Origin of the sequence: Lapillicoccus sp., assembly GCF_025353065.1 — a bacterium.
Taxonomy (GTDB): Bacteria; Actinomycetota; Actinomycetes; order Actinomycetales; family Dermatophilaceae; genus Lapillicoccus.
The window spans coordinates 1-25722 of sequence record NZ_JANXRJ010000189.1 but is presented as its reverse complement, the minus strand read 5'-3'; the positions used below and the strand labels follow the sequence as shown (position 1 = coordinate 25722).

Annotated in this window: 21 protein-coding genes and 1 tRNA gene; 14 read left to right on the top strand and 8 right to left on the bottom strand. The window is 71.8% G+C overall.

Annotation, left to right across the window (positions count from 1 at the left end; all coding sequences use genetic code 11):
• The first annotated feature begins 59 nt into the window (after positions 1–59).
• On the top strand, positions 60–629 hold the full coding sequence (locus Q0R63_RS14755) for an HhH-GPD-type base excision DNA repair protein (protein ID WP_295698779.1): 570 nt from the start codon (positions 60–62) through the stop codon (positions 627–629).
• Positions 630–755: 126 nt separating this feature from the next.
• A complete protein-coding gene (locus Q0R63_RS14750; protein ID WP_295698777.1) occupies positions 756–941 on the top strand; it encodes a hypothetical protein in 186 nt (61 codons plus the stop codon).
• 57 nt (positions 942–998) lie between these two features.
• On the opposite strand, the gene Q0R63_RS14745 is transcribed toward Q0R63_RS14750, so the two are convergent.
• The 3 genes from Q0R63_RS14745 to Q0R63_RS14735 all read right to left on the bottom strand — a co-directional run bounded on the left by Q0R63_RS14745 (position 999) and on the right by Q0R63_RS14735 (position 4288).
• Positions 999–2324, bottom strand: a complete 1326-nt coding sequence (locus Q0R63_RS14745; RefSeq protein WP_295698775.1) for an AarF/ABC1/UbiB kinase family protein — start codon at positions 2322–2324, stop codon at positions 999–1001.
• A gap of 128 nt (positions 2325–2452) precedes the next feature.
• Positions 2453–3781 (bottom strand): hypothetical protein, encoded by a 1329-nt coding sequence (locus tag Q0R63_RS14740; RefSeq protein ID WP_295698772.1) that lies wholly within the window; start codon positions 3779–3781, stop codon positions 2453–2455.
• 321 nt (positions 3782–4102) lie between these two features.
• On the bottom strand, positions 4103–4288 hold the full coding sequence (locus Q0R63_RS14735) for a DUF5679 domain-containing protein (RefSeq protein WP_295698770.1): 186 nt from the start codon (positions 4286–4288) through the stop codon (positions 4103–4105).
• A 188-nt stretch (positions 4289–4476) separates the two neighbouring features.
• On the opposite strand from Q0R63_RS14735, the gene Q0R63_RS14730 reads away from it, so the two are divergent.
• Complete coding sequence (locus Q0R63_RS14730; protein WP_295698768.1) at positions 4477–5124, top strand: M48 family metallopeptidase; 648 nt, start codon at positions 4477–4479, stop codon at positions 5122–5124.
• A 28-nt stretch (positions 5125–5152) separates the two neighbouring features.
• Here Q0R63_RS14730 and Q0R63_RS14725 read toward each other — a convergent pair whose 3' ends face one another.
• Together Q0R63_RS14725 and Q0R63_RS14720 are read right to left on the bottom strand one after the other, a co-directional pair.
• Positions 5153–5755 carry an NUDIX domain-containing protein gene (locus tag Q0R63_RS14725; protein WP_295698766.1) on the bottom strand — a complete coding sequence of 201 codons (603 nt, stop codon included), beginning with the start codon at positions 5753–5755 and terminating at the stop codon, positions 5153–5155.
• A 4-nt stretch (positions 5756–5759) separates the two neighbouring features.
• On the bottom strand, positions 5760–7667 hold the full coding sequence (locus Q0R63_RS14720; RefSeq protein ID WP_295698764.1) for a zinc-dependent metalloprotease: 1908 nt from the start codon (positions 7665–7667) through the stop codon (positions 5760–5762).
• A gap of 218 nt (positions 7668–7885) precedes the next feature.
• Here Q0R63_RS14720 and Q0R63_RS14715 point away from each other — a divergent pair, with 218 nt between their 5' ends.
• The 3 genes from Q0R63_RS14715 to Q0R63_RS14705 all read left to right on the top strand — a co-directional run bounded on the left by Q0R63_RS14715 (position 7886) and on the right by Q0R63_RS14705 (position 11524).
• The gene (locus Q0R63_RS14715) at positions 7886–8407 is read left to right on the top strand and encodes a molybdenum cofactor biosynthesis protein MoaE (protein ID WP_295698762.1); all 522 of its coding nucleotides are present in this window, start codon (positions 7886–7888) and stop codon (positions 8405–8407) included.
• Positions 8404–9594: a S16 family serine protease gene (locus Q0R63_RS14710; RefSeq protein WP_295698759.1), complete on the top strand. Its 1191-nt coding sequence runs from the start codon at positions 8404–8406 to the stop codon at positions 9592–9594. The genes Q0R63_RS14715 and Q0R63_RS14710 overlap by 4 nt, the downstream gene beginning before the upstream one ends.
• 124 nt (positions 9595–9718) lie before the next feature.
• Positions 9719–11524, top strand: a complete 1806-nt coding sequence (locus Q0R63_RS14705; protein WP_295698757.1) for an APC family permease — start codon at positions 9719–9721, stop codon at positions 11522–11524.
• Between the two features lie 5 nt (positions 11525–11529).
• On the opposite strand, the gene Q0R63_RS14700 is transcribed toward Q0R63_RS14705, so the two are convergent.
• On the bottom strand, positions 11530–12075 hold the full coding sequence (locus Q0R63_RS14700; protein WP_295698755.1) for a PPA1309 family protein: 546 nt from the start codon (positions 12073–12075) through the stop codon (positions 11530–11532).
• A 163-nt stretch (positions 12076–12238) separates the two neighbouring features.
• On the opposite strand from Q0R63_RS14700, the gene Q0R63_RS14695 reads away from it, so the two are divergent.
• The 3 genes from Q0R63_RS14695 to Q0R63_RS14685 all read left to right on the top strand — a co-directional run bounded on the left by Q0R63_RS14695 (position 12239) and on the right by Q0R63_RS14685 (position 15973).
• Positions 12239–15271, top strand: a complete 3033-nt coding sequence (locus Q0R63_RS14695; RefSeq protein WP_295698753.1) for a UPF0182 family protein — start codon at positions 12239–12241, stop codon at positions 15269–15271.
• Between the two features lie 77 nt (positions 15272–15348).
• Positions 15349–15422, top strand: a tRNA-Met gene (locus Q0R63_RS14690).
• A 161-nt stretch (positions 15423–15583) separates the two neighbouring features.
• A complete protein-coding gene (locus Q0R63_RS14685; RefSeq protein WP_295698750.1) occupies positions 15584–15973 on the top strand; it encodes a tautomerase family protein in 390 nt (129 codons plus the stop codon).
• Between the two features lie 49 nt (positions 15974–16022).
• Here Q0R63_RS14685 and Q0R63_RS14680 read toward each other — a convergent pair whose 3' ends face one another.
• Positions 16023–17426, bottom strand: a complete 1404-nt coding sequence (locus tag Q0R63_RS14680) for a glutamate decarboxylase (protein ID WP_295698748.1) — start codon at positions 17424–17426, stop codon at positions 16023–16025.
• Between the two features lie 270 nt (positions 17427–17696).
• On the opposite strand from Q0R63_RS14680, the gene Q0R63_RS14675 reads away from it, so the two are divergent.
• Genes Q0R63_RS14675 through Q0R63_RS14660 form a run of 4 tightly spaced genes read left to right on the top strand, consistent with a single transcriptional unit; the run spans position 17697 to position 23589 of the window.
• Positions 17697–19385, top strand: a complete 1689-nt coding sequence (locus Q0R63_RS14675; RefSeq protein ID WP_295698745.1) for a hypothetical protein — start codon at positions 17697–17699, stop codon at positions 19383–19385.
• The gene (locus Q0R63_RS14670) at positions 19382–20800 is read left to right on the top strand and encodes an NAD(P)/FAD-dependent oxidoreductase (RefSeq protein WP_295698743.1); all 1419 of its coding nucleotides are present in this window, start codon (positions 19382–19384) and stop codon (positions 20798–20800) included. The genes Q0R63_RS14675 and Q0R63_RS14670 overlap by 4 nt, the downstream gene beginning before the upstream one ends.
• Before the next feature lie 42 nt (positions 20801–20842).
• On the top strand, positions 20843–22210 hold the full coding sequence (locus tag Q0R63_RS14665; protein ID WP_295698741.1) for a pitrilysin family protein: 1368 nt from the start codon (positions 20843–20845) through the stop codon (positions 22208–22210).
• Positions 22207–23589, top strand: coding sequence for a pitrilysin family protein (locus Q0R63_RS14660; protein WP_295698739.1), 1383 nt, complete (start codon positions 22207–22209; stop codon positions 23587–23589). Before Q0R63_RS14665 ends, Q0R63_RS14660 begins: the two co-directional genes overlap by 4 nt.
• A 79-nt stretch (positions 23590–23668) precedes the next feature.
• Here the strand turns inward: Q0R63_RS14660 and hisN are convergent, their stop codons facing one another.
• A complete protein-coding gene (gene hisN, locus Q0R63_RS14655) occupies positions 23669–24472 on the bottom strand; it encodes a histidinol-phosphatase (protein WP_295698736.1) in 804 nt (267 codons plus the stop codon).
• Between the two features lie 68 nt (positions 24473–24540).
• On the opposite strand from hisN, the gene Q0R63_RS14650 reads away from it, so the two are divergent.
• A partial coding sequence (locus Q0R63_RS14650; protein WP_295698733.1) for an aminotransferase class V-fold PLP-dependent enzyme occupies positions 24541–25722 on the top strand: 1182 nt, incomplete at its 3' end.

Sequence of the window (25722 nt, the reverse complement as noted above, 5' to 3'; positions counted from 1 at the left end):
TGGGACACCGTAGATCACCTGGGGCCGCGACGGGACCCTGCGGTCGTAGGCTGCCTCCCATGAAGGCCTCGCTGCAGATCGCCCAGGACCCCACGGCCGACGAGGTGCTGAGCACCGATGCGTTCGGGCTGCTCACGGGGATGCTGCTCGACCAGCAGTTCCCCATGGAGCGGGCGTTCGCCGGGCCCGCCAAGGTGCTCGAACGGTTCGGCAGCCTCGATCCGGCGAAGATCGCTGCGGCAGAGCCGGACTCGTTCGCCGACCTCTGTTCCACGCCGCCGGCGATCCACCGTTACGGGCGGTCGATGGCCGGGCGCATCCAGGCCGTCGCCGCGGTCGTCGTCGAGGAGTACGGCGGCGACGCGGAGCGGATCTGGAGCGAGGCCTCCTCCGGGACCGACCTCGTCGCCCGCATCCAGGCCCTGCCGGGGTTCGGCGAGCAGAAGGCTAAGATCTTCGCCGCGCTCGTCGGCAAGCAGCTCGGCGTCAAGCCGCGGGGCTGGGCCGACGCGATCGGCCCCTACGCCGAGAAGGGCTCGTTCCGCTCGGTCGCCGACGTCGTCGACGCCGAGTCGCTCGACAAGGTGCGCTCGTTCAAGAAGGAGGCCAAGGCCGCCGCCAAGGGCTGACGGCTGGACTCCATGGGACACAGGACCGGCGCGAGTCCGCTTTGCACGGCATACCGGCGGGTCAAACCGGACTCGTGCCGGTTGACCGTCCCCTGTCCGGGGCCGACGGGGTGTTGACTGGCCCGTATGCCGGGTGACGACACCGCGATGACCTGCGCCACCTGCGGGCGGAGTGTCCCGAGCGACGACTCCGCTGTCCTCCTGACCTGGGCGCGTGCCATGGAGAACGGCCGCCCGGTCTGGACGTGCGACGTCTGCAGCCGGACCCACCTGCGCAGCATCGAGGCAAAACTCGACGCCACCTGGTGGTGACCGGCCGACTTGCGGCGCTCGACTCCGAGTCGAGCGACAGGGGCGAGGGCCCCGCCCTCAGTACCCTAGCGGCGGCAGGTCGGCTCCGGGCAGGTATGCCGCCACGGTCTCGCGCCCGTGGACCTCGCCGTTGATCTGGCACAGCACCCCGATGCCGCCGAGCCAGACGCGGTGGATCAGGAGGTACTCGGGCGGCAGGTTGAGCTTCATGCCGACGGCGTAGTTGGGGCGGCGCGGGTCGTTGATGTGCGCGAAGACGTCACGCAGCCACGGCCGGCTGAAGGTGAAGGTGTCCGTGTGCAGCGGCGCGATGAAGGGCTCGAGATACTCGAGCAGCCGCTGGGCGTCGATCTGCATCGACGGGCGGACGAAGCCGATCCCGCGCAGGCCCTCGAGGGTGCCCTCGGCATCGCCCTCGAGCGTCATGTTGAGGAAGGTCCCCATCTCGACGGGCAGCCCGTGCGGCAGCCGGTTGACGGCGCCGAAGTCGATGATCCCGAGCCGCCCGTCGGGCAGCATCCGGAAGTTGCCGGGGTGCGGGTCGGCGTGCAGCAGCCCCACGCGTCCGGGCCCGACGAGCAGCCCCTCCATGTAGCGCTGGGCGGCCTGGTCGCGCTCGGCCTGCGTCCCGTCGGTGATGATCTGCGAGAGCGGCCGGCCGTCCATCCACTCGCTGACGATGACGTGCTCGCTGTGCTTGAGGACGTGGGGGATGGCGAAGTGCGGGTCGCCGTCGAAGCCCTTGGCGAACTTCTCCTGCGACTTCGCCTCGAGCCGGTAGTCGAGCTCCTCCGACATCCGGCTGCGCAGCTCGTCGAGGATCGGCTTGATCTCCATGCCGGGCACCCACGCCGTCGCGATCTTGGCCACCCGCGACAGCTGCGTGATGTCGGACAGCAGGGCCTTGCCGGCGCCGGGGTACTGGACCTTGACGGCGACGTCGCGCCCGTCCCGCCAGACACCGCGGTGCACCTGCCCGATCGAGGCGGCCGCGACCGGCTCGTCGGAGAACTCCAGGAAGCTGCGGCGCCAGCGCGGCCCGAGCTCGGCGGCGAGCACCTCGTGCACGACGGAGGCCGGAAGCGGCGGTGCGCTGTCCTGGAGCTTGGTGAGCATCGCGCGGTAGGGGGCGGCCGCCTCCTCGGGCAGCGCCGACTCGAAGATCGACAGAGCCTGGCCGAACTTCATGGCCCCGCCCTTGAGCTCACCGAGCACCTTGAAGAGCTGCTCGGCGGTGCGCGCCTGGAGCTCGGCCGCGACCATCTCGGCTGGCTTGCCGCCGATCCGCTTGCCCAGTCCCCAGGCGGCGCGGCCGGCGATGCCGGCAGGCAGCGTGGCCAGTCGGGCGGCTCGGGTGACGGCGTTACGCGGAATATCACTCACGTCCCCATTGTCTCCCGCCGCGCCGCCGACCTGCACCTGACCCCGCGCCGGAGCCTGCCTCGGACGACGAACGCGAGCCGTGCGGATGCCCGTTCACACCGGCGCTCACGCAGCGCTCACGCGAGAGGTCAGCTGCGGCCGGACTCAGGGTGCCGGTCCGACCGAACCTGACCTCTCGACCCGCCCGTATGCCGCGCCCGCGCGTGCGCCGCGCACTGCGGGTGGCGCGCCCAGCGGCGGTGGTCCAGCCGGGGCCAGGGCAGGCTCATCTCGACCGACACGCCGGCCGGCGACCGGTCACCGGCGAGGTGGGCCGTCACGATCATCGCCACCACCCCGCTGGCCATCGTGGTCAACGTGCTCTCGCTGGAGATCTCGTCGTCGACGCCGGACCCGCCCTCCGCGGCCAGCTGGGCGACCAGCGCCGGCCAGGCCACGTCGCGGTCTGCCCGTTCGAGGTCGAGGCAGCGCAGGCACGGCCCCGACGGGTCGTCGAGCACGGGCCCGACGACGATCCGTCGCCCGTCGATGACGACCGGCACCGTGGGCACCCCGCGGCGCCACCACGGGTCTCCGGTCCGCGGGTCGAGCCGGCCCGCCCCGACGAGGACGACGAGGTCCGGGGCGGCGACGCTCGGGTCGGCCCGCAGCGCTTGGTCGAGGGCGTGCACCGCGGCCGGACCGAGATCGACCTGGCCCACCCCCGTGGTCCGCAGCAGGCTGCCGATGGCCCAGGGGAGGCGCCCGCGGCCGGACACGACGACCCGCCACCCGGTCCGGTGCAGCAGCTGCCGGGTGCCGCTCGGGGTCCCGCCAGGAGTCCCGCCAGGAGTTCCGCCCGGTATCGCGTCACACCCGTCAGTCCCGAACGGTGGAGCAGCCTCAACCTCGCCGGCCCCAACAACCTCGCCCGCCTCGAAAAACTCGTCAGCCCCGCCCACCACGCGCGCCACCAGTGCCCCGTCAGTCCCTCGCGCCCCTCTCGTCCCGTCGGACCCCGGCGCGCGGAACGCCGCGACGGGCAAGGGCGCCGGATCCCGCAGCACCGTCCCGGGCCGGAGAACGACCGGCTCGAGCGCCACGCCCGGCCCCGGCAGCGCCAGCACGGGCGCATCGTCGACGCCGAGGTGCGCCAGCGCCAGGGGCGTCCCCGGCAGTCGGCCGAGGTCCACCCGGTCGGGGCCCGCCCCGTCGAGGTCCCCGTCCAGCAGGTGGTGCTCGCGCAGCAGGGCGACGAGCACGGTCGCCCGCGCCGGGAGGATCCCGCGACCGGCGGCGTCGTCGAGGAGCTCGGTCTCGGTCAGCGTCCCGTCCAGGCGGACGAGGAAGGCGATCTCCGGCGGGTGCAATCCGCTGAGGACCACGCCCCCGGACCCTGCGCTCAGCCCGAGCTGGACCGTGCCCGGACCCCGTCGCAACGGTCGGAAGTACGGCTTGAGCTTTGGGCGGGATGCCATGGGTGCGCGCACCTCCTCGGGTGACCCACCTGAATCTCCCACACCAAAAGGCTTGTGCCACCCCGTCATCCACAGGCAAGGCGCTCGCAGGCGTGCGCGTGGGTCAGATCCGCGCGCCGGGTGGGGACTCGTGCCCGACGGGGGGCGCACGGCATACGGCCGAGGGCATGCCGTCGTGCCGACGCCGCGGGTCACCCGTGCCGGCGCCCACCGGCGCGCGCCGCCTCGGTCGCACAGGCCGGACCCCTGACGCGACCGGGCCCGCACACGACGAGGGCGGGACCGCGGGTGCGGTCCCGCCCTCGCGCGAGGTGGTGGGGGTCAGCTCTTGCCGAGGATCCGGTTGAGGTTGGTGCCGCACACGGGGCACTTGCCCTTGGCCATCCGTCGTCCGTTCTCGCTGACGACGACCTTGCCCTCGGCTTCGCGCTTCTCCTTGCACTTCACGCAGTAGAACTCGCCCGAGTAGGTCTCGCCCGTCTCGGTTGCAGGTGCTTTGTCAGCCATCGACGTTCTCTCCTTGTCTGTCTGCGCCACGGTCTCCGGCACAGGACTTCGTCAAACCCTAGACCAGCGTGGTGGCCATCGCGTGCATTGGCCACGCCCTGAGGATGGCGGGCGTCGAGGCCGTCCCGAAGGGCGTACAGTGCCCGGCCTCCACCCGAACGATGCCGTTTGGCCGTAATCTCGACGGCATGGGCGATGGAGTCGGTGACGAGGTCGAGGTCCGGCGCAGTCGTCGTCGGCGTCGCACCGTCAGCGCCTACCGCGAGGGCGGCCGCACCATCGTCCTCATCCCCGCCCGGTTCACCAAGGCCGAGGAGCGTCGCTGGGTCGACGCGATGCTCGGCAAGCTCGCTGACGGGGATCGTCGGCGGCGGCCCAGCGACGACGGGCTCGCGGCCCGTGCTGCCGACCTCTCGGCCCGTCACCTCGGTGGCCTGGCCCGCCCGGTCTCCGTGCGCTGGGTGGCCAACCAGCGCAGCCGATGGGGGTCGTGCACGCCGGCGGACGGCACGATCCGGATCTCCGACCGGCTGAAGGGGATGCCCGGCTTCGTCCTCGACTACGTGATCCTCCACGAGCTGGCCCACCTCCTGCAGCCGGGGCACGACCGCGCCTTCTGGCGGCTCCTGGAAGGCTACCCCCGGGTCGAGCGCGCCCGGGGCTACCTCGAGGGCGTTGCCGCGGCGGCCGGACTGACGATGGACGACCACGACCACGAGCTCGACGAGGTCGTGGCCTCCGAGGGAGCGGTCGAGGATGTGGAGGACGAGCTGCACGTGCTCGAGGTCGACGTGGGCGAGCCCCACCTCGCCTCGGCCGACGGCCAGCTCTTCTGACCCCTCCGGCCGGGCGGCTGGACGCGGCTCAGACGACCCCGGCCAGCGCCTGACGTGCTAGGGCCACCGGCCGCGCCAGCCCGCCGTCGCCGGGGAGGGCGTCCACCGACCACCACCGCACGTCGAGGGACTCCGCGCTGACCGCCGGCCGGGCGCCCTGGGGGGCGACGGCGGCATACCGGATGTCGAGGTGCTCGGCGCAGCGGCCGAACGCCCCGACGAGCGCGTGACGGTCCAGGTGGACGGCATACGGGGTGACCCGCAGCCCCTCGACGCCGGACTCCTCGAGCGCCTCGCGTTGCGCGCCGGCCCGCACCGAGCGGTCGCCGACCTCGAGGTGCCCGCCGAACTGGAACCACTGGTCGGCCTTGCGATGGTGCGTCAGCAGCACCCGCTCGAGCGACGGGTCCAGCACGAGGCAGCTGGCGGTGAAATGGGCTGGTGGCCCCGATCTGGCCATCGCGTCGGGGTGCGCGGCGAGGTGGGCGAGCAGGTCGAGACGCACGAGCTCCTGCTGCCCGTCCGCGGGCTGGTAGGCGCGCAGCAACCGCTCGGCGTCGGCATGCAGGAGCCCGTATGCCGGGTGCCCGGCGTCACCGGCCGGCACCGGCGCCGTGGGGGGAGGGGCCATCCGGTCAGGAGCCCTGCGGTCCCTTGCCGTCCTGCGGCTCCTCGCCGGTCGATGGCCCGTCACCGGTCTCGCCGCTCAGCAACGCGTCGAGCGCGCTGTCGAGGTCGTCGTCGGTCCCGGCGCTCCGGCGCTTCTCGACGTAGCCCAGGGGGTCGTCGAGGTCCTCCCCCCGGGGAGCGATGTCGGGGTGCGCCCACGGGGCGTCGCGGAACTCCATCCCGCCGGCGTTCTCCAACGCCGCCCAGAGGTTGCGGGCGTCCTTCAGCCGTCGTGGCCGCAGATCGAGCCCGACGAGACCCATGAAGGTCTTCTGGGCCGGACCACCGGCGCGTCGACGACGCATCGCCTCGCCCAGGGCACCGGCCTGCGGCAGGTGGGGCAGGGTCGCCTGTTCGGTGACGATGTCGACCCAGCCCTCGACGAGGGCGAGCGAGGTCTCGAGCCGGGCCAGGGCGGCCTGCTGCTCCGGGGTCGGGGTGGGCGAGAACAGCTTGTGCTGCAACGCCTCCTGAATCGCGGCGGGGTTCTGGATGTCCATCGAGCGCACCTGCTCCTCGATGGCGTCGGTGTCGATGGTGATGGCGCGGGCGTAGTCGCGCACGGCTGCCGCGAGCTGCGGGCCGAGCCACGGCACCGCAGCGAAGAGGCGCGCCCGGGCGGCCTCGCGGACGGCGAGGTAGAGCCGCACCTGCGGCTCCTCGATCTCCAGGCCCTCGGTGAAGGCGTGGATGTTGGCGGGCAGCAGCGCGATGTCCTCCGACCCGAGCAGCGGCAGGCCGACCTCGGTGCCGGTGAGCACGTCGCCGGCGAGCGCTCCGACGCCGTGGCCGAGCTGGGCCGAGAACATCGAGCCGGCCAGCTGTTCCATCGCCGGTCGCACCTGGTCGAGGAGCCCACCGAGGTCGAGGCCCTCGATCTGCGGGAGGCCACCCTCGCCCCCCAGCCCCTCGCTGCCGAGCTTGCCCATCTGGTCCTTGAGGGCGTCGGTCACGGCGGCGGTGACGCCCGAGGAGACCGGCTCGACGAGGCTGTGCCACATCGGCATCGTCGCCTCGACCCACTCGGCCCGGCTCCAGGCGAGACCGGTTCCCGACGGCGCGTCGAGGGTCGTCACGGGGTCGATCCACAGCTGGGCGACCTGGACGGCCTCGGTCACCTCGCGCTGCTGCTTGGCGCTGACGGTCGGGTCGGCGTCGCCGCCCGCGACGGTCTTGCGGGCGACGTCGGTCGCCATCGCGGCGCGGCTCTCGGTGGTCTGCGGAGAGAACATCTGGGCGATCTGGCTCTGGAGCATCGCGAGCTGGCCGGAGTCGGCCGGGTCGATGCCCATGCTCTTGAAGATCTCGGTCATCGGGTCGCCGGACCCGGAGCCGGCTTCGGAACCCGGCGCGCCGGACGCACCGCCGGGTGTCCCACCGAAGCGGCGGATGAGCTCACCGAGGTCGGGCATCTGCCCGGAACCACCGGCGCCACCCATTCCTCCGAGCTGGCGCATCAGCTCGCCGAGGTCGGGCAGCTGCCCGCCGGCGCCACCGGCGCCACCACCGAGCTGGCGGATCAGCTGGTTGAGGTCGGGCATGCCCCCCCCGGCCCCACCGAGGCCACCCAGCAGCTGCTGCATCATCGACTCGAGGTCGGGCGTCTCGTCGTTCGGCCGCCCGGCTCCCTCGGCGCCGGAGGACGACCCCGAGAAGCCCATCCGGGGCCGGTCGCCGGCTGCTGCCGGGGTGTCCGGGGTGACCGGCTTGTCGACGGCCGACGCCCAGGCGTCACCGCTGCTGTCGGCCTGACCCGCGGTCCCCGGACCGGTGGCGTCGCCCGATCCCGGCGTCGCGGAGGGCGTGGTCTCGTCCGGCGTGCCGCTGTCGTCGTGCTGCGGTTCGTCCGCGGCGTGGTCGGGGCGGTCGGGCATCGGATGCTCCTCGTGTATGCGGGTCTCCCCAGCATGCTCCTGAACTGACGCCGCCGGGGACTCCCGGCGGTGCCGTGGGGCCCCGGTCGCCCGAGGCCCTCCCAGTGAACCGCGCGCCGGCCCGGGGAGTTCCCCGGGCCCGCGTTGCCCCGGCCGGCGGTCTCCCCGCCCCGAGGTGACCTCGATGCGCGTATCGGGTACGCGGCATAGGACACTGGGTGCTGGACACCGTGCTCGGGCCAGCCGGCCGGGCAGCAGCGCAGACGGCCGGTCAGCACGAGCGGCGGGATGAGGAGTCGGGCAGCAGGATGAAGACCAAGACCGAGGTCGTCCTCGCGGGGATCCGCGACACGCCGTTGTCCGTCGACGAGCTCGTCGAGGCCGTCCGCGACCGCCGGGCCGGCGCCGTCGTGACCTTCATCGGCTACGTGCGCGACCACGACCACGGTGAGTCCGTCGAGGTCCTCGACTACGAGTGCCACCCCAGCGCGGCCGAGGTGGCCGGCGAGCTGGCCGGTCGGCTCGCCGCCGACGGACGGGTCCTGCGCCTCGGCGTCGTCCACCGGGTCGGCCACCTCACGGTCGGCGACATCGCCGTGGTCGCCGCGGTCAGTGCCGCGCACCGGGCCGAGGCGTTCGAGGTATGCCGCCTGCTCATCGACGAGTTCAAGTCGTCGGTGCCGATCTGGAAGCACCAGACCTTCACCGACGGGTCCGACGAGTGGGTGGGACTGCCGTGAGCCTCGACCACCCCGGCACCGGATCGACCGAGACGACCGAGTCGAGCGAGACGACCGAGACGACTCCGCCGCCACCCCTCGAGCCGCCCGACCCGTCCGGTGAGCCGGCCGCGGGGGACGGCAGCGGCCGCGGCTCGCTCCGCACCTCGCGCGGCACGCTGGCCGCGCTGATCGCCATCTTCGTCGGGCTCCTCATCGGCGCCGTCGGCAACATCGTCCACCTGCCCTACGCCATCCTCCAGCCCGGCCCGGCGTCCAACGTGCTCGGCAAGGACAGCCAGGGCACGAGCGACCTCATCGCGATCTCGGGCGAAAAGACCTATGCTGCAACGGGATCCCTCGACTTCACCACCGTCCGGGTCAACGGCGGGCCGGGCTACCCGGTCAACGTCTGGGACCTCCTCAGCGCCAAGTTCGCCGGCGACCAGGAGATCTACCCCGTCGACGTGATCTTCCCCCCAGCGCAGTCGGCGGCGGACGTCGCCGCCACCAACACGGCCGAGATGGTCGACTCCCAGCAGGAGGCGGCGGCCGTCGCGCTCATCAAGCTGGGTTTCACCGTGACCCAGCGGGTCAAGGTCGGCCAGATCGCGGCGGGCGCACCCTCCGGCGACGTCCTCAAGGTCGGTGACGTGATCACCCGCGTCGGCACCGCCCCCGTCACGGACGCCACGTCGGTGCGCGCCCAGATCCAGAAGGCCACCCCGGGCGGCGTGCTCGCGATCGGCGTCGTGCGCGACGGCAAGCCCGTGTCCGTCGAGGCGAAGACCGGCGCTTCCGGTGGCCGCACCGTCCTCGGCATCGTCCTCGCTATCGACTTCCAGTTCCCCTTCTCGGTGAAGATCGACGCCGGCAACGTCGGCGGTCCGTCGGCGGGGCTGATGTTCTCGCTCGGGATCTACGACAAGCTGACCGACGGCAGCCTCACCGGCGGTGCCAACATCGCCGGGACCGGCACCATCGACTCGACGGGCACGGTCGGGGCGATCGGCGGCATCCGGCAGAAGATGGCGGGCGCCCGGGCCGCCGGCGCGACGTGGTTCCTCGCGCCGGCCGACAACTGCAACGAGGTCGTTGACCACGTGCCCAGCGGGATGCAGGCGGTCAAGGTCGCGACCTTCGACGACGCCGAGGCGGCCGTGGCGAAGATCGGCCAGGGCCAGACGAGCGGTCTGCCGCGCTGCTGATCGGCCGTCCCGCCCTGCCACCACCCGTCAAGAAACCGTCAAGATCAGCGTGGTGCGTCACCTCCGCGTCAAGACCGCGTCAGGAGTGCCCGGTGACGCCGTCCGCTGAGGGTCCACTGGGAGGGTGACGAGCCCCCTCACCCTGCGTCGGCCGCCGTGCCGCGCCGCCCGTCGCGCCGCCGCCGACGAGCGCTTCCGACTGACCGTGCCCACCGGGCTCGCCGCCCTGTCGCTCGACGCGATGGCCTCGGTCGCCTACGGGCCGGAGGCGATCGTCCTCGTCCTCGCGCTGGCCGGCTCGGCCGGTCTGGGATTCACCCTCCCGGTGACCGCCGCGATCGCCCTGCTGCTCGTCGTCCTCACCGTCTCCTACCGCCAGGTCATCGCCGCCTTCCCCGACGGTGGCGGCGCCTACGGGGTGGCGAAGGCGCACCTCGGGCGCATCCCCGCCCTCACCGCGGCCGCCAGCCTCGTCGTCGACTACGTGCTCAACGTCGCGGTCTCGGTCTCGGCCGGGGTCGCGGCCCTCACCTCGACCTTCCCCGTCCTGCTCCCGTATGCCGTGGTGCTCTGTCTCGCGGTCCTCCTCCTCATCACCGCGGTCAACCTGCGCGGCATCACCGAGAGCGCTCGGGCCTTCGTCGTGCCCACCGTGGTCTTCGTCGTGGGTGTCCTCGCGGTCATCATCGTGGGCCTCGTGCGCCGCGAACCCGTCGTGCTGTCAACGGCGCCCGCGTCGGCGCCGGTCGAGACCGTCGGCCTCCTGCTCCTCCTGCGGGCGTTCGCCAACGGCTGCGCGTCGCTCACCGGGGTCGAGGCGATCGCCAACGCGGTCCCGTCGTTCCGCACCCCCCGGGTGCGCCGCGCCCAGACCGCGGAGGTCGTCCTGGGCGGCCTGCTCGGCGTGCTGCTCATCGGCATGGCCCTGGTGATCCAGAAGTTCGGCATCCACCCCGTCGACGGGACGACCGTGCTCTCGCAGGTCACCGAGGCCTCCTTCGGCCACGGGGTCCTCTACTTCATCGTCTCCTTCTCGACCGTGATCCTGCTCGCGCTCGCCGCGAACACCTCGTTCGGTGGGCTGCCGGTCCTCGCCTCGCTCCTGGCCCAGGACAACGCCCTCCCGCACCTCTTCGCGCTACAGGCCGAACGACGCGTCCATCGTTACGGCATCGGCTTCCTCGCGGTGAGCTCCGCGGTGCTGCTCGTCGTCGCCGGGGGTCAGGTCAACGTCCTCGTGCCGCTCTTCGCGATCGGCGTCTTCGTGGGCTTCACCCTCTCGCAGACCGGCATGGTCCGGCACTGGCTCCGCGACCGGCCGCCGGGCTGGCGCGGCAAGCTCACCGTCAACGCGCTCGGTGCGCTCCTCACGGGTGTCGCCGCGGTCATCGTGACCGCGACGAAGTTCGGTGAGGGCGGCTGGCTGATCGTCGTCACGCTGCCGCTCCTCGTCCTCGGGATGGACCGGGTCGAGCGGGCCTACGCCCGGATCGGCGCCCGCCTCGAGCTCGGCAAGGTGCCGAGCCGGCCGGTGCCCCACCGTTCGCTGGTCATCGTCCCGGTCAGTGCCGTCTCGTTGCTCACCCGAGAGGCGTTGTCGGCGGCGCTGTCCCTCGGCGACCGGGTCGAGGCCGTCCACGTGACGACCGCCGGCGACGACGCGAACCGTGAGGAGTTCCTGCGGCAGTGGCGCGCGTGGGACCCGCCGGTCTCCCTGCGGATGCTCGACGACCCGCACCGCCGGCTCGCCGAGCCCCTCGTCACCTACCTGGCGTCGGTCAAGGAGCAGGAGGTCTTCGTCGTCATCGCCGAGGTCGAGCCCGAGCACCTCTGGCAGCGGCTGTTGCAGAACCAGCGGGGCGCCGTCCTCGACCGCGCGCTGCGACGGCGTAGCCGGGCAGTGGTGTGCCGCTTACGTTTTCGCGTATGACCCGGTCAGTCCTCGAAGGTGGCCCGGAGCGCAGCGACGAGCCCTGGGGCGAGGTCGGGGCCGGTCGCCACGGCGTCGTCGGAGTCGTGGGCGCGCTGGCGCAGCAGGCAGACCGAGGTGCCGTCGCGCAGCACGGCCACGAGGAGACGGACGTCGCGGCGGTCGGGGTGGGTCGTCAGCGCCGTGACGGCGGCGTCCTGGTCGGCCGGCAGGTCCCGCTCGGCGTCGGGCGGCACGACCATCCGCTCGACCGCGAAGGCACAGCCGTCGACATCGTCCGGCCAGGCGACCCGGCCGAGAACCGACTCGAGGTTGGTCGACTGGTGCAGGCCCTCCTGCTCGATCGCCGTGAGCGCGCCGGGCGCGAGGTCGCTGCCGCTCATGCCGGCCCGCAGCTGGGGTTCGCGCTCGAGCAGTCCCGCCGTGCGGACGAGGGCGAACAGCCGGGGGGCCTGGTCCCAGCCGGCGGCGGCGACGTGCCGCTCGGTGTCGAGCGCGGCGATGGACAGGGGGTCGACGACGGGGCGGTGCGTGGCGGTCACACGCCTCATCCTCCCGTATGCCGCGCGGGCCGCCGGCCCCGCGGCATACCAGCGGCGGGCAACGATTCGGCGTCGGCTCCCTGTGAGTGGGCACCCGGGCCGCTGTCAAGGCGTTGTCGGGTTCGTATAGTGAGGCAGACGCGCGTGCCGGGAGACAACAGATGGGTCAGTTGTGAGTGAACGAGGCTGGTTCGGCGAGGACTCCAACTCCGAGGAGGCGGGCGGCGCGAACGGTGGGGGAGCCGTGCGCACCCGGCGTCGTCGGGGGCCACTCGTCCCCACGCTGCTCGTCCTCGTGGCGCTGGCCATCGCCCTGACAATCGCCGCGCAGATCTGGACCGAGGTCCTCTGGTACGACTCCGTGGGGTTCCGCTCCGTCTTCACCACCCAGCTCGGGGCCCAGCTGCTCCTCGGCATCGTCGGTGGCCTCATCACGGCGGGGGTCGTGGCCTCCAGCCTCGTCATCGCGTTCCGCACCCGGCCGATCTACGTGCCGTCGCCCGACCAGGACGCCCTCGAGCGCTACCGCGAGGCCATCGAGCCGCTGCGCCGCATCGGCACCATCGGCGTGCCGGTCGTGATCGGCCTGCTGACCGGTCTCGGAGCATCGGCGCAGTGGCAGACCTACCTGCTCTGGCGCAACGGCGTGCCCTTCGGCAAGACCGACCCGGAGTTCAACATGGACCTCGGGTTCTTCGTCTTCACCCTGCCGTGGCTCACGTTCGTCGTCGGCTACCTCAGCATGGCTCTGATCATCGGCGTCATCGTCGCGGCCTTCACGCACTACATCTTCGGCGGGCTGCACTTCTCCGCGGGGCAGCGGCGCACGACGTCCGCGGCACGGCTCCACCTGTCCGTGCTGCTCGCGGGCATCGTCGTGATCCGGGCCGCCAGCTACTGGCTGGAGCGGTACTCCCTGACGACCAAGAGCACCGACCTGATGACCGGCATCCAGTACACCGACGCGACGGTGGTGCTCCCGACCAAGGTCATCCTCGCGCTCGCCTCGCTGATGTGCGCCGCGATGTTCCTCTCGGTGATCTGGACCAAGTCGTGGCGGCTGCCGATCGTCGGGGTCGTCGGTCTGCTCGTGGCGGCGATCGTCGTCGGCGGCATCATCCCGGCCCTCGTCCAGTCGCTGCGGGTCAACCCGAGCGAGAAGTCGCTCGAGGCGCCTTACCTCACCAACAACATCAGTGCCACCCGAGACGCGTTCGGGTTGTCCGGCGTCGAGACCACTCCGTATGCCGCGCAGACGACGGCCAGCCCCCTCCAGCTGCGCAGCGACACCGGTACGGTGCCCGGCATCCGTCTCATCGATCCCAACGTGGTCTCGCCGACCTTCCAGCAGCTCGAGGCCGGCAAGAGCTACTACCGCTTCGCGGACACCCTCGACGTCGACCGTTACACCATCGACGGCAAGATCAGCGACGCCGTGGTCGGCGCGCGCGAGATCGACCTCGCCGGCGTCCCGGCGGGCCAGCGCAACTGGCTCAACGACCACACCGTCTACACCCACGGCTACGGCCTCGTCGCGGCATACGGCAACCGCAAGGACACCCAGGGCAAGCCGGTGTTCTTCGAGCAGGGCATCCCGACCACCGGAAAGCTGGGCGACTTCGAGCCGCGGATCTACTTCGGGGAGCAGTCGCCGGAGTACTCCATCGTCGGCGCACCGGCCAAGGCGTCGCCGCGGGAGTTCGACTACCCCGCCGACGGCACCACCTCGGGACAGACCAACAGCGACCAGGTCAACAACACCTACGCCGGGACCGGCGGCGTCCAGATCGGGTCCTTCGCCCGCAAGCTCGCCTACGCGATCAAGTACCGCGAGGCGAACCTCCTGCTCTCCGACGCGGTCAACGCCGACTCGCGGCTGCTCGACTACCGCACGCCCCGCGAGCGCGTCCAGCGCGTGGCCCCCTGGCTGACCCTCGACGGCAACCCCTATCCCACGGTCGTCGACGGCAAGATCCTCTGGGTCCTGGACGGCTACACGACGACCGCCGACTACCCCAACTCCCGGCTGACCTCGGTCGCCTCCGCGACCTCGGACTCGATCACGAAGACGAGCACCGCGGTCCAGTCGATCGACGTGGGACAGGTCAACTACATCCGCAACTCCGTCAAGGCGACGGTCGACGCCTTCGACGGCTCGGTCCACCTCTACGCGTGGGACGAGACGGACCCGATGCTGAAGGCGTGGTCGGCGGCCTTCCCGGGCACGGTCCAGCCGCTGAGCGACATCAGCTCGGCCCTCATGTCGCACCTGCGCTACCCCGAGGACCTGTTCAAGCTCCAGCGCGGCATCCTCTCGCGATACCACGTCACCGAGCCGGGCACCTTCTACGGCAGCAACGACCTGTGGAAGATCCCCGCCGACCCGACCAAGGACCCACCGTCGACCGACCAGCCGCCCTACTACCTCAGCGTCGCCATGCCGGGGCAGACCGCGGCGTCCTTCTCCCTCACGACCACCTTCATGCCGTTCGGGACCAGGGAGGTCCTCTCCGGGTTCCTCGCCGTCGACGCCAACGCCGGCAGCACGAAGGGACAACGCTCGCCGGGCTACGGCCAGCTCCGGCTGCTCCAGCTGCCGCCGAACAGCAACGTCCGCGGTCCGGGGCAGGTGCAGAACGGCATCGCGTCCTCGACGGCGCTCTCCCCGGGGTTCGCGTTCAACCTGTCGGCCTACCTGAACCAGCAGAGACAGGCCGGGTCCGAGGTCGTCCTGGGCAACCTGCTGACGTTGCCCGTGGGCGGCGGCCTCCTCAACGTCGAACCGATCTACGTCCAGGCGAGCACCGCATCGGCCTTCCCGCTGAACACGGCCGTCGTCGCCGCCTTCGGCAACGACCTCGCCTGGGGTGGGTCGCTCGACGTCGCCCTCAACCAGCTCTTCGGCGGCAACTCCGGGGCGACCTCGAGCGACAACACGAACACGGCTACCGGCACGGGGACGACGACCACCCCGCCGGGGACGGCGGGCGGATCCAACGCCGCGCTCACCGCGGCGCTCGCTGAGGCGCAGCAGGCCGTCAACGACGGCGACGCCGCGCTGAAGGCCGGTGACTTCACCAAGTACGGCCAGGCCCAGGCCGCCCTGAAGGCTGCTCTCGCCAAGGCCATCGCCGCAGCCCCCTCGGGCAAGGTGACCCTCGCGCCGACCAGCAGCCCCACGACGACCGCCACCCCGACGGGCTGACCTCAGCGCGACGGGGGTATGCCGCTGCGCCGATTTGGAGGTCACGGCGGCTCTCCCGTAAGATCAATGCATACCGACGCGGGGTGGAGCAGCTCGGTAGCTCGCCGGGCTCATAACCCGGAGGTCGCAGGTTCAAATCCTGCCCCCGCTACAAAGGACGATCGCCCCCAGGACCACGGTGCTGGGGGCTTTCCGCTGCGCGCAGGGCGGGCGCCCGTCCCTTTCTCGGGTGACCCGACAAAGGGACCCGGCCCGATTCGGCGCCGGCGACCGAAATAGGCTGACCACCCCTGCCAGCAAAGGACGTTCGTCGTGCCCTTTCTCACCATCCACGTCGTCGAAGGCCGCAGCGACGAGGACCTCTCGTGCCTGCTCGACAGCATCCACGCGGCCGTCCTCGACGCCTTCTCCGTCCCCGAGCGCGACCGCTACCAGATCCTCCACCAGCACCCGGCATCGCGGTTCGTCGTGCAGGACACGGGCCTCGGGATCACGCGCACCTCGTCGCGGGTCCTCATCGAGATCACGTCCAGACCACGCACGACCGGGGAGAAGCAGGCGTTCTACGCGGGGGTCTGCGCCCGCCTGGACGCCGAGTGCGGCGTCGCCCCGTCGGACGTCGTGGTGACCGTGACCGAGAACGGCGACGACGACTGGAGCTTCGGCCACGGTCGGGCCCAGTTCCTCACCGGCGAGCTGTAGCCCCTCGCCTCGGCCACCGTCAGTGATGGAGGGCTCAGTGGTGGAGGGCTCAGTGGTGGAAGCCCGACGGCCCGGTGTGCCCGGCGGCGGCGGTGTCGGAGACCAACGACGTCGTCACCGCCTGGAGGTCACGCAGAAAGAGGTCGGCGAGGTCCCGGGAGAAGCCGTTGCGGCAGACGATGCGCAGCACGGCGAGGTCGGTGCGGTCGGCCGGGAGCGTGTATGCCGGGACCTGCCAGCCGTGCTCGCGCAGTCCGCGGGAGACGGCGAAGACATCCCACGACGTGACGTCGGCGCTGGTGGTGAAGGCGAAGACGGGCAGCTCGTCGCCGCGGGTGATGAGGCGGTACTCCGGCAGCCTCTCGATGTTGGCGGCCAGCTCGGTCGCCACGTCGCGCGACGCCTGCTGGACGGCGGTCATCCCGGAGAAGCCCAGCCGGAAGAACGTGTAGTACTGCGCGATGACCTCCGCTCCCGGCCGGGAGAAGTTCAGGGCGAAGGTCGGCATGTCGCCGCCGAGGTAGTTGACGTTGAAGACGAGTTCCTTGGGCAGTGCGTCCGCGTCGCGCCAGATCGCCCAGCCGACACCGGGATAGACCAGGCCGTACTTGTGGCCCGAGGTGTTGATCGAGGCGACCCGGGGGAGGCGGAAGTCCCAGACGAGGTCGGGGTCGAGGAAGGGGGCGATCATCCCTCCCGAGGCGCCGTCGACGTGGATCGGCACATCGGGGCCGCCGCCCGCCGCCAGCGCGTCCAGGGCGGCGGCGATGTCGGCCACCGGCTCATAGCTTCCGTCGAAGGTGGAGCCGAGGATCGCGACGACGCCGATCGTGTTCTCGTCGCAGGCTGCTGCCGCCTCGACCGCGCCGAGGTGCAGCCGGTCACCCTCCAGGGGGACCATCCGGGCCTCGACGTCCCAGTAGCGGCAGAACTTCTCCCAGCAGACCTGCACGTTGGCGCCCATGACGAGGTTGGGCCTGCGGGTGACGTCGTTGCCGGTCCGGGCCGCCCACTGACGCTTCAGCGCCATCCCCGCGAGCATGCACGCCTCGCTCGACCCGGTGGTCGAGCAGCCGGTGGCCGTCCCGGGCTCCGGGGCGTGCCAGAGGTCGGACAGGATGGCGACACAACGGTTCTCGATGGCCGCCGTCTGCGGGTACTCGTCCTTGTCGATCATGTTCTTGTCGACCGACTCGGCCATCAGCTTGTCCGCCTGCGGCTCCATCCACGTCGTGACGAACGTGGCGAGGTTCATCCGGGCGCTGCCGTCCAGCATCAGCTCGTCGTGCACGATCTGGTAGGCCACGTCGGCCGGCACCGGATCGGCCGCCAGCGCGTTGGTCGGGGGCAACACCTCGCTCTCGTATGCCGGGTTCGCCACTCCCAGCAGCGGGTTGCCAACTCTGCGGGCGTGGTCGTGTCGGGTCGGGATCTGTCCACCATGAAGGGCCATGGGTGCATCGTGTCGCACGATCCTGACTCCGACCTCAGGGTGTGGAGTCGGGACGGGATGCGCAGCGACGACCGTTGGTTGCCTCGCGGTCAGATCGACGCGCTCAGCGTGAGGGGGTCGCGGGACCAATGGTTGTCGTTGCGTCGATCGGCTGGGGCGACACGGTATCGGGGCAGCGAGCGAGGATGGGAGGGGACGACGGGTGGGCGTCGACAGATCCGGCGGATACCCTGACGCGGTCCACCCACCGAAGACCCGAGGAGGGTTGTCGTGCCGAGGGTTCGAGTCCTTCGCGGTCACTGGCGGGTGCCCGTCGTCATCTGGGTGGTGACGGGGGTGTGGGCCAGCCTCCTGCTCGGCGCCAGCCTGGTGTGGAAGATGTCCTACGGCTACGACGAGCCGCTCCACGTCGACCTGGCCTACGTCTACTCACGCGCGCCGTTCACGTTCTACGGCCCGGGCGAGCTGTCGCCCACCCGGGCGGAGGAGACGCTCGAGACGCAGGTGCCCGGATACCAGATCGACCACAACTGGCCCGAGGCGAACGAGGACCCGGTCGGGCCGGTCCGTGACCGGGCCGACCGGCCGACGCTCGACGAGGCGGGTGGGGTGGAGCCCGCGGCCGGCGACCGGCGCAACCAGATGATCCAGCACCCGCCGCTCTACTACTGGCTCGAGGCCATCGTCCTGCGCGCGCCCGGGGTGGCGGGTCTGGCCTGGGACGTCCAGCTGTGGCTGATGCGGCTGCTCAGCGTCGTGCTGGCTCTTCCTCTGCCGGTCCTGTGCTGGGCCACCGCGAAGCGGCTGCTCTGCGCCGGTCGCACCGACCGGACCGCCACAGGACGGAGCCCGGCGTCCCCCGAGGCCTGGGCGGTGCTCGCCGCGCTCGTCCCCCTCTCGGTCCCCGGCCTCGTGCGCAACCTGTCCTCCGTCAGCAACGACGTCCTCCTGGTGGTCGCTACCTCGGTCTTCCTCTACGCCATCACGAGGGTCCTGACCGGCGACCTCACGATGCGGACCAGCATCCTGGTCTCGGCGTCCCTGGCCGTTGCCCTGCTGAGCAAGGGTTTTGCGCTCGTCCTGCCGCTCGTCGCGTTCGTCGCGTATACGTGGGCCGTGTCCAGGGGACGACCGGGCGCGGGCCGGGTGGTCCGTCGGCTAGCGCGGCCCGCACTGGTCGTCGGCGTGGGCGCCGTCGTCGGTGGGCTGTGGTGGCTGCGCAACCTCCTGCTCTACGGCACGGTGCAGGTCAACGGTCTCGGGGCGGCAGCCACCAGCACGCTGTACGGGCCACCGGACGGTGGTGGCTCCCTCTCGAGGTTCATCCCGAACTTCATCGTCCAGGTGCTCAGCCGGATCTGGGGTGGGGTCGGGCTCCCGGACACGCCGATCCCGAGCCCGGTCGTGGTGGGGGGTTGGCTGGCTCTCACCGGCGTGGGTCTGCTTGCCGCGCTCGTCCTCCCCTCCGGCCCCGGGATGCGTTCCCGCACATGGATGCTCACGCTTCCCGCCCTGCTGACGATGGCGGTCGTCGCCGCTGGGTCATTGACCGACTACCGCACCTGGTCCGACTACGTCCACGGCGCGCAGGGACGCTACCTCTACCTCGCCATCGTCCCGTTCTCGGCGTGCGTCGCGGTCGGCTGGAGGCGGCTGGTCAGGTCCCTCGGCGCCCGGGGCCTCGCCCGGTCCCTCGCGGTGGTCGGTCTCGCGACGCTGGTCACCAACGCCTCCGTGTGGGCGATGATCGTCTCCACCTGGTACACCACCGGTCCGACGTTCTCGTGGACGACGTTGCGCGTCGGTATCGCCGCGCTCCTGGCCTGGGCACCCGTGCCGCCCGGCGTCGTGGTCGCGCTCGCGGTGGTCGTCCCTGTCGCCGCCGGGGTGGTGGGCGTGGCCGCCCTCACGCGCCCGATGTCGGCCCCGGCCGGATCACCGGGGACACTGGAGGTATGAGCACCGGTCCCGCCCCCGCGCAGACGCCCGCCTCGCCGTCGACCCCCGCCTCGCCCGGGGCGCGCCACCGGGTCGTGATCGTGGGCACCGGCTTCGGGGGGCTCTTCGCGACCCAGGCCCTCAAGCGCGCCGACGTCGACATCACCCTCATCGGCGCCACCACGGCGCACCTGTTCCAGCCGCTGCTCTACCAGGTCGCCACCGGCATCCTCTCCGAGGGCGAGATCGCCCCCGCCGTCCGCGAGGTCCTGCGCCGGCAACGCAACGTCACGACCCTCCTCGGGAAGGTCGGCGAGATCGACCTCGCAGCGCGGACGGTGACCTCGACCAGCCTCGGGCGCCGGCTCGTCACGCCCTACGACAGCCTCGTGGTCGCGGCCGGTGCCGGGCAGTCCTACTTCGGCAACGACCAGTTCGCCCGCTTCGCACCCGGCATGAAGGACATCGACAACGCGCTGGAGCTGCGCGGGCTCATTCTCGGGTGCTTCGAGCAGGCCGAGCTCGCGGCCCTGCGGGGGGATAAGCAGGAGGTGGCCCGCCTGCTCTGCTTCGTCGTCGTCGGTGCCGGGCCGACGGGCGTCGAGATGGCCGGGCAGATCGCCGAGCTCTCGATGCGCACCCTCAAGCGCGACTTCCGGCACATCGACCCCTCGTCCGCCACGGTGGTCCTCGTCGACGGCGCCTCGCAGGTGCTGCCCGCGTTCGGCGAGCGGCTCGGCGACATCGCCCAGAAGCGGCTCGTGAAGATGGGGGTCGAGGTCCGGCTGGGAGGGATGGTCGTCGGGGTCGACGCCACCGGCATCGAGATCCGCGAAGGGTCCGGCGACGCGGCATACACGCGTCGGATCGAGTCGGTGTGCAAGGTCTGGGCCGCCGGCGTCCAGGCGAGCCCGCTCGGCGCGACCCTCTCGGAGCAGACCGGCGCAGGCCTCGACCGGGCGGGCCGCATCGAGGTCCTGCCCGACCTCACCCTCCCGGGCCACCCCGAGGTCTACGTCGTCGGCGACATGATTTCCCTCGACCACCTCCCGGGTGTCGCCCAGGTCGCGATCCAGGGAGCGCGCTTCTCCGCCAAGCAGATTCGTCGTCGGCTGGCGGGTCAGCCGACGGACGCGGCGTTCAGCTACCACGACAAGGGCTCGATGGCGACGATCTCGCGCTTCTCGGCCGTCGCGAGCGTCGGACGGTTCCGCTTCGGGGGCTTCATCGCCTGGGTGCTCTGGCTCGGCGTCCACCTCGTCTACATCATCGGCTTCAAGAGCCGCCTCACGACGCTGCTCCACTGGGCGGTCAGCTTCCTCGGTCGCGGCCGGTCCGAGCGCACCATCACCGAGCAGCAGGTGTTCGCCCGTCGGGCGATCGAGCAGCTCGGCACCGAGCACCAGCCGCAGCTGCCCGACACCCGCCGGAGCTGAGGGCACGGCAGCGCCTCCGGGGTCATCGCGTAGGGTCTGCCCGTGGCTGACATTGCGTACCCGATCGTCGACCGGACCCTCCCCAACGGCCTGCGGGTCGTCGTGTCGGAGGACCACGCCGTCCCGACCGTGACCGTCAACATCTGGGTCAACGTCGGCTCGCGGCACGAGGCACCGGGGCGGACCGGCTTCGCGCACCTGTTCGAGCACCTGATGTTCCAGGGGTCGCGCAACGTCGCCTCGGGGGAGCACTTCAGCGCGCTCATGGCGCAGGGCGGGCGGCTCAACGCGACAACGTGGTTCGACCGGACCAACTACTTCGAGACCGTCCCCAAGGGTGCCTTCGAGCTGGCCCTCTGGCTGGAGGCCGACCGGCACGGTCACCTCCTCGACGCCCTCACGCAGGAGAACCTCGACAACCAGAGGGACGTCGTCAAGGAGGAGAAGCGGCAGCGCTACGACAACGTCCCCTACGGCACGGCCCTGATCGACGTCTACGCCACCGTCTTCCCGCCCGAGCACCCGTACCACCACCCGACCATCGGGTCGATGGAGGACCTCGACGCCGCGAGCGTGGAGGACGTGCAAGCCTTCTTCCGCCGGTACTACGGGCCCAACAACTGCGTTCTCACGATCGTCGGGGACGTCACGGCCGACGACGCGTTCGCCGCGGCGGAGACCTACTTCGGCCCGCTGCCGGCCTCCGCGCAACCCCCGGCTCCGGTCCTGCACGCGCTCGAGCCGCTGACCGAGCCGGTGCGGCTGGAGCGGCTGGAAGCGGTGCCCAACGACCGGCTCTACCTCGCCTTCCGGCTGCCGCCCGACAACACGGACGAGTTCTTCGCCTGCTCCCTCGCCCTCGACGCCATCGGGGGGTTGAGCACCTCGAGGCTCATGCATCGGCTGGTGCGCGACGAGCAGGTGGCGACGGGCCTGAGCGCCCACGGCATGGGTTTCGTCGACGGGGTCTCGCTCGGGCTGGTGTCGGTGGACATCGCCGAGGGGGTCGACCCCGAGGTCATCGAGGCCACGGTGTGCGAGGAGCTCGAGCGGTTCGTGGCCGAGGGCCCGACACCCATCGAGCTCGAGTCCTCGATGGCCGAGACGGAGCGGGGCTGGCTGAGCTCCCTCGCCAGCCAGGACGAACGCGCCGACGCGATCTGCCACTACGCGCTGCTCACCGGCGACATCGACTACGTCAACACCTTCCTCGAGCGGGTCGGATCGGTCGACGCCGCTGCCGTGCAGGCCGCCGCTGCCCGCTACCTCACGCCCGCCTCCCGCGCCGTCGTGGCCTACCGGGCCCGACCGGAGGAGCCAGAGCTCGCGTCGGAACCCGAGCAGCAGGAGCAGCCCGAGCAGCCCGAGCAGCCCGAGCAGCCTGAGCAGCAGGAGGTGCAGTCCGCATGAGCGAGCCCAGCGCGACGGCCGTCGTCGAGGTCCCCCGGCCCGCCGTCGTCCCCCCGGAGCCCTACACCTTCCCCGAGGGCCGTCGACGCACCCTCGACAACGGCCTCGAGGTCGTGGCCTACGACGTCCCCGGCCAGTACGTCCACTCGGTGCGCGTCGCGCTGCCGCTTCCCCTCGCTCGCGAGCGACGGGACATCGAGGGTGTGGCGACGATCATGGCGAGGTCCATGGACGAGGGCACGGCGCGCTACTCCTCGGCGGAGTTCGCCCTGCTGCTCGAGCGTCGCGGCGTCGCCCTCGGCACCTCGATCTCCGAGGCCGGCCTGACGGTCGACATCGACGTGGCCAAGCGCCATCTCGGCTATGCGCTCGACCTGCTGCGCCAGGTGATCACCGAGCCCGCGTTCCCGGCGACCGAGATCGACCGGCACCGCAAGACCCGGCTCGCGGAGATCGAGCAGGAGCGCGCCATGCCGGCACAGCGAGGGGCGATCGAGCTCATCGCGACCTACTTCGACGAGGCCGAGCGCGCCTCCCGACCCACCGCCGGATCACGGGAGACGGTGCGCTCGATCACCCGCGAGGACGTCGTCGCGTTCCACGCCGACAACGTCTCCCCGGTCGGAGGCACGGTCGTCATCGCCGGCGACCTCGATGGTGTCGACGCGATCGCCGAGATCGAGGCCGCTCTCGGCGGGTGGACCCCGCCGCCGGCCCCGGGCTCCGCCGCATCGCCCTGGGAGGCGGCGAGGGTGGCCGACACCCGCGAGCGGATCGTCTTCATCGACCGACCGGGCGCCGTCCAGACCGAGCTGGCCGTCGCGTGCCCGGGCCCGGATCGCTCTTTCCCGGGCGGCTGGTCGCCCTATCCCGTCCTCGGGTTCATGGTCGGCGGCTCCCCGAACGCCCGCGTCGACGCGGTCCTGCGCGAGGAGAAGGGCTACACCTACGGCATCCGATCGGTCTTCCGTCCTCGGCGCCGCGGTGGCATGTTCCTCACCAGCGGCAGCGTCCGCGCCGACTCGACGGTCGAGGCGCTCGGTCTGCTCCTCGACCTCCTCGACGGCGGTCGGGAGGGCTTCACCGACGAGGAGGTCCGGGCCGGCGTGGACTTCGTCTCGATGACGGCGCCGGGCCGCTACGCGACCGCCGACGCCATCGCCGACGAGGCCGCGTCACTGTCCCTCGAGGGTCTGACGACCGCGTTCACGACGGCCAACCTGCGTGACATGGTGACGCTCGAGGCGGACCGGCTGCAGGCGGCATACCGCGCCTTCGTCGACGGACGGTGGACCATCGTCGTGGTCGGGGACGCCGCCTCCCACCTCGAGGGCATCCGGGCCCTGGGCCGCGGGGACGTCACGGTGGTCGCCGGCTGACGCCACCTTGGCCAGCCAAAGAATCACCCCTCGGGGGGTCGGACAGGTGATTCTTTGGCTGGCCAAGCCCCGGGTCACCTCAGCCCGTCGGAGACCTGTCCGCCGTGCCGATCCGGGCGAGCACCTCGTCGTGCAGGTAACCGTTGGTCGCGAGCGCGTTACCGCCCCAACAGCCGTCGCGTCCGTCGAGGGACGTGAACCGCCCGCCGGCCTCGGTCACGACCGGCACGAGGGCCGCCATGTCGTACTCCTCCAGCGCGGGCTCCGCAGCGATGTCGACCGCTCCCTCGGCCAGCAGCATGTAGGACCAGAAGTCGCCGTAGGCCCTGGTGCGCCAGCAGTCGTCGGCGAGGCGCAGGAACTCTTCGTGCCGCGCGACCTTCCGCCAGGAGCCGGTCGAGGAGTAGGACATCGAGGCGTCCGCGACCGACGACACCTGGGAGACGTGGATCCGTTTCGCCGCCGAGAGGGAACGCCCCGACCACGCACCGGAACCGGTTGCCGCCCACCAGCGGCGGCTGAGGGCCGGTGCGGACACGAGCCCGACGACGGGCCGGTCCTCGTCGACGAGGGCGATGAGGGTGGCCCACACCGGCACCCCGCGCACGAAGTTCTTCGTGCCGTCGATGGGGTCGATGATCCAGCGTCGTGGGCCGTGACCGGTGGAGCCGAACTCCTCACCCTGGACGGCGTCCCGGGGCCGGGTCCGCTTGAGCTGGGCTCGGATGTGCTCCTCGGCCGCACGGTCGGCGTCGGTGACCGGCGTGAGGTCGGGCTTGGACTCGACGACGAGGTCCTCCGCCCGGAACCGGGCCATCGTGACCCGCTCCACCGCGTCGGCCAGCACGTGGGCCAGGCGCAGGTCGTCGTCGTAGGCGGTCACCCGGCCACGCTATCCGGTCGACTCTGCCTCCGTCGCTCTGCGCCGCGGCAACTGGGAGACTTTCGGTCGTGCGCGACGCCTTCCTCCTCGACCCCGACCGGGTCCATCTCAACCACGGGTCCTACGGCGCGGTCCCCCGGGTCGTCGAGGAGGCGCAACGGTGGCAACGCGACTGGGTGGAGGCGAACCCCAGCCACCGGATCCGTTACGACGTCGTCGAACTCGTCGCGCAGGCCCGCGCCACCGGGGCGGCCTTCCTCGATGTCGAGGCCGAGTCGGTGGCCCTCGTCCCCAACGTCACCCACGCGGTCGCGGTCGTCCTGAGCTCCCTCGCCCGGCAGGGACGGCTGCGGGCGGGGGACGTCGTGGTCACCAGCACCCACGGCTACGGCGCCGTGCGGGACGCGATCCGACTGTGGTGCTCGTGGACGGGTGCGACGACGGTGCCGGTGGCCCACCCCGTGGGGGCGAGCAGCGACGACGTGGTCGAGGCCTTCGCCCGGGCGCTCGACACCCTCGCCCGCCAGCGCAGGCGCGTGGCGCTCGTGGTCGTCGACGCCATCACATCGCCCACCGCGACCTGCCTCCCCGTGCGCCGGTTGACCGCGGTATGCCGGTCGGCCGGCGCCCTGAGCCTCGTCGACGCGGCGCACGTGCCGGGTCAGCTGCCGGACGGACCGGGGGAGAGCGGTGCCGACTTCTGGACCGGCGCCTTCCACAAGTGGGCGTTCGCGGCCCGGGGGACGTCGGCCCTCTGGGCCAGCGAAGGGGAGCGTCAGGACCTCGCACCCCTCACCACGAGCTGGGGCCACGGCTCGGGGTTCCCCGGCGCCTTCGACGCGCACGGCACCGACGACTACTCCGCCTGGTTGGCCCTCCCGGACGCACTCGCCTTCTGGGACGAGCTCGGCGGGGACGCCATCGCGGTCCGCGCGTCGGCCCTGCTCGAGAGGGTGGTCCCCCTCGTGGACAGCGCGATCGCGGCCCTCGGTATGCCGCGCGCCCCCTCTGCCCTGCCGGCGAGCCCGGCGCCGCAGATGCGGCTCGTCCCCCTCCCCGACGGCATCGGGCACACGAGGGAGTCCAGCGACGCGCTGATCCGGGACCTGGGCGAGCAGGGCGTGGAGACCGCGGTCGTCCCCTTCGAGGGCCGGGGCTACCTCCGGCTCAGCGCGGCGCCCTACAACGAGTGGCACGACTACGAGCGGCTCGCCACGGTCCTGAGCAACGTGATCGCCCCCGGCCGCACT

Excerpts from the sequence above, each read along its gene's own strand:
- Q0R63_RS14720 (WP_295698764.1), bottom strand. The coding sequence starts at position 7,667 with ATGCCCGACCGCCCCGACCACGCCGCGGACGAACCGCAGCACGACGAC.
- Q0R63_RS14740 (WP_295698772.1), bottom strand. The coding sequence starts at position 3,781 with ATGGCATCCCGCCCAAAGCTCAAGCCGTACTTCCGACCGTTGCGACGG.
- Q0R63_RS14730 (WP_295698768.1), top strand. The coding sequence starts at position 4,477 with ATGGGCGATGGAGTCGGTGACGAGGTCGAGGTCCGGCGCAGTCGTCGT.
- Q0R63_RS14735 (WP_295698770.1), bottom strand. The coding sequence starts at position 4,288 with ATGGCTGACAAAGCACCTGCAACCGAGACGGGCGAGACCTACTCGGGC.
- Q0R63_RS14670 (WP_295698743.1), top strand. The coding sequence starts at position 19,382 with ATGAGCACCGGTCCCGCCCCCGCGCAGACGCCCGCCTCGCCGTCGACC.
- Q0R63_RS14680 (WP_295698748.1), bottom strand. The coding sequence starts at position 17,426 with ATGGCCCTTCATGGTGGACAGATCCCGACCCGACACGACCACGCCCGC.
- Q0R63_RS14700 (WP_295698755.1), bottom strand. The coding sequence starts at position 12,075 with ATGAGGCGTGTGACCGCCACGCACCGCCCCGTCGTCGACCCCCTGTCC.
- Q0R63_RS14755 (WP_295698779.1), top strand. The coding sequence starts at position 60 with ATGAAGGCCTCGCTGCAGATCGCCCAGGACCCCACGGCCGACGAGGTG.
- Q0R63_RS14750 (WP_295698777.1), top strand. The coding sequence starts at position 756 with ATGCCGGGTGACGACACCGCGATGACCTGCGCCACCTGCGGGCGGAGT.
- Q0R63_RS14660 (WP_295698739.1), top strand. The coding sequence starts at position 22,207 with ATGAGCGAGCCCAGCGCGACGGCCGTCGTCGAGGTCCCCCGGCCCGCC.
- Q0R63_RS14725 (WP_295698766.1), bottom strand. The coding sequence starts at position 5,755 with ATGGCCCCTCCCCCCACGGCGCCGGTGCCGGCCGGTGACGCCGGGCAC.